Annotated in this window: 3 protein-coding genes and 1 tRNA gene; 3 read left to right on the forward strand and 1 reads right to left on the reverse strand. The window is 64.6% G+C overall.

Features of this window, described 5'->3' with window-relative positions:
* Together Q0316_RS09205 and Q0316_RS09210 are read left to right on the forward strand one after the other, a co-directional pair.
* The coding region (locus tag Q0316_RS09205) for an FYDLN acid domain-containing protein (protein WP_298671612.1) at window positions 1-304 on the forward strand (304 nt) is incomplete at its 5' end.
* A 77-nt stretch (window positions 305-381) separates the two neighbouring features.
* Window positions 382-457 (forward strand) — tRNA-Ala (locus Q0316_RS09210).
* Window positions 458-485: 28 nt separating this feature from the next.
* On the opposite strand, the gene Q0316_RS09215 is transcribed toward Q0316_RS09210, so the two are convergent.
* Complete coding sequence (locus Q0316_RS09215; protein ID WP_298671614.1) at window positions 486-959, reverse strand: Lrp/AsnC family transcriptional regulator; 474 nt, start codon at window positions 957-959, stop codon at window positions 486-488.
* A gap of 93 nt (window positions 960-1052) precedes the next feature.
* Here Q0316_RS09215 and Q0316_RS09220 point away from each other — a divergent pair.
* Window positions 1053-2858, forward strand: a 1806-nt coding sequence (locus Q0316_RS09220; protein ID WP_298671616.1) for a proline dehydrogenase family protein, incomplete at its 3' end; no start/stop codon positions are given.

Here is a 2858-nt window from a genome sequence, read left to right on the forward strand (position 1 = left end):
GGGCACGAAGCGTACGTGCCCGAAATGCGCGACGCGTTTCTATGACCTCGAAAAGAATGATCCGGTCACCTGCATCAGCTGTGGCTATGCCTGGCAGCCGGAACCGATCCTGAAATCGAAGCAGCCGCTGCCTTTCGAGGCGGCCAAGGTCGACAAGGGTGCGGCGGACGACGATCTTGCTGGCGACGACGATGTCGATATCGACACCGGCGAGGACGAGGAGCCCTCGGCCGACGACGAGGTTGATCTCGGCGGCGACGACGATCTCGGCGTGGAAGCGCCGAGCAGCGAGGAAGATAATTGAAGGTTTTTGGCAAGCGGTGAAACAGCCGCTTGCCAAGCCCGCGGCGCCCGGCTAGGGGGCGCTTCCCGGACGGAATTGGGGCCGTAGCTCAGCTGGGAGAGCGCTGCAATGGCATTGCAGAGGTCAGGGGTTCGATCCCCCTCGGCTCCACCATTCCCGTCTGTTTTTCAAAAATTTCATTCTACATCGTCGCGTCGCGGATCGTTTCCATTGCGACGAAGGTGGATGTGCTCGCCACATGCGGCAGGCTGGAAATGCGCTCGCCCAGCACGATGCGATATCGGCGGATATCGGCGGTGCGCACCTTGAGCAGATAATCGAAGCTGCTCGCGATCATGTGGCATTCCTCCACCTCCGGAATTTTCAGCACCGCGCGGCGAAATTCCTCCAGCGCGGCTTCCCGCGTGTCCGACAGTTTGACCTCCGCGAAGGCGATATGATCGAGGCCGAGCTTGGCCGGATCAATCATCGCGCGGAATCCCCGGATATAGCCATCATCGAGCAGCCGCCTGAGCCGCACCTGGCACGGCGTTTTGGAAAGGCCCACGCGCCGGGCCAATTCCGTCACGGACATGCGGCCATCTTCGCGCAGTGCCTCGATGATCCGTAGGTCGAACGTGTCGATTTCGTCGTTCTTGGCTATTTTGACGTTCATATCGCCTGAATTTGCCCGAAAATAAGGTTTGTTCGGCCATATTCTGGCGAATGATCGGGCGGATTGCCAATGTTGAATTTGGTATCCGGTGATATGACCAACGCGCTTCCCCCGCTGTTCGCCGATTTCGCCCCGCCGATTCGCCCGCAAAGCCCGCTGCGGCAGGCGATCACCGCCGCTTATCGCCGGCCAGAGCCGGAATGTGTCGCCGAGCTGGTGGAACAGGCTATGCTCCCTGCCCCGGTGGTTGCGGCTGCCGCCGATACCGCGACCGCGCTGATCGCCGCCTTGCGCGCCAAGCATAAGGGCGATGGCGTGGAAGGGCTGGTCCACGAATATGCGCTGTCGAGTCAGGAGGGCGTGGCGCTGATGTGCCTTGCCGAGGCGCTGCTGCGCATCCCCGATGATGCGACCCGCGACGCGCTGATTCGCGACAAGATCGCGGGCGGGGACTGGCGGGCGCATCTGGGGGACGGGCGCTCGCTGTTCGTCAACGCCGCCACCTGGGGGCTGGTCGTCACCGGCAAACTGACCAGCAGCGTCAACGACAGCGGGCTGGCCGCCGCGCTCACCCGGCTGATCGCGCGCGCGGGCGAGCCGGTGATCCGGCGCGGTGTGGACATGGCGATGCGGATGATGGGCGAGCAGTTCGTCACCGGCGAGACGATCGAGCAGGCGGTGAAGCGCGCGCGCGTGTTGGAGGCGCGCGGCTTCCAATATAGTTACGACATGCTGGGCGAGGCGGCGACGACCGCGGCGGATGCCGAGCGTTATTACCGGGATTATGACGCCGCGATCCATGCGATCGGCAAGGCATCGGCCGGGCGCGGTGTTTATGGCGGCCCCGGCATCTCGATCAAATTGTCCGCGCTTCACCCGCGTTATGCCCGCGCGCAGGCCGGGCGCGTGATGGGCGAATTGCTGCCCCTCGTGAAGGCGCTGGCGGTGCTGGCGAAGGGTTACGACATCGGCCTCAATATCGACGCGGAGGAGGCAGACCGGCTGGAACTGTCGCTCGATCTGCTCGAAAGCCTGGCGCTCGATCCCGATCTGGCGGGGTGGAATGGCCTCGGCTTCGTGGTGCAGGCATACGGCAAGCGGTGCCCATTTGTGATCGACTGGATCGTCGATCTTGCGCAGCGCAGCGCGCGGCGGATCATGGTGCGGCTGGTGAAGGGCGCCTATTGGGATGCCGAGATCAAGCGCGCGCAGGTCGATGGCCTCGCTGATTTTCCGGTCTATACCCGCAAGATACACACCGATGTGGCCTATATCGCCTGCGCGCGGAAGCTGCTGGCGGCGAGCGAGCATGTCTTCCCGCAGTTCGCGACGCACAATGCGCAAACGCTGGCGACGATCTATCGCATGGCGGGGCCGCATTTTTCGGTTGGCCGTTATGAATTCCAGTGCCTGCACGGCATGGGCGAGCCGCTGTATGACGAGGTGGTGGGCAAGGATCGGCTCGATCGCCCGTGCCGAATCTACGCGCCGGTGGGCACGCATGAGACCTTGCTCGCCTATCTCGTCCGCCGGCTGCTGGAGAATGGCGCCAATTCCTCGTTCGTGAATCGCATCGCGGACCCGGAAGTGTCGATCGCGGAGCTGGTCGCCGATCCTGTGGCGGCGGTGCGCGCGATGCCGGTGGTGGGGCAGAAGCATCCCCATATCGCGTTGCCGCGAGACCTTTATGGAGAGCGGCGCAACTCGGCCGGGCTGGATCTGACCGACGAGCGCGTCCTTGCCGCACAGGGCGAAACCATGCGCGCGGGCGCCATCCGCGAATGGCGCGCCGCGCCGGCGGACGGCGAGGGCGCGGCGCGGGCGGTGCTCAACCCGGCGGATCATCGCGACAGGGTCGGCACGGTGGTGGAGGTGTCGCAGGAGCAGGCGCGGGCGGCG

Source organism: uncultured Sphingomonas sp., from assembly GCF_937871615.1.
Classification (GTDB): Bacteria; Pseudomonadota; Alphaproteobacteria; order Sphingomonadales; family Sphingomonadaceae; genus Sphingomonas.

Bases quoted from the DNA above. Each gene is read 5' to 3' on its own strand.
- Q0316_RS09215 (WP_298671614.1), bottom strand. From the start codon at position 959: ATGAACGTCAAAATAGCCAAGAACGACGAAATCGACACGTTCGACCTA.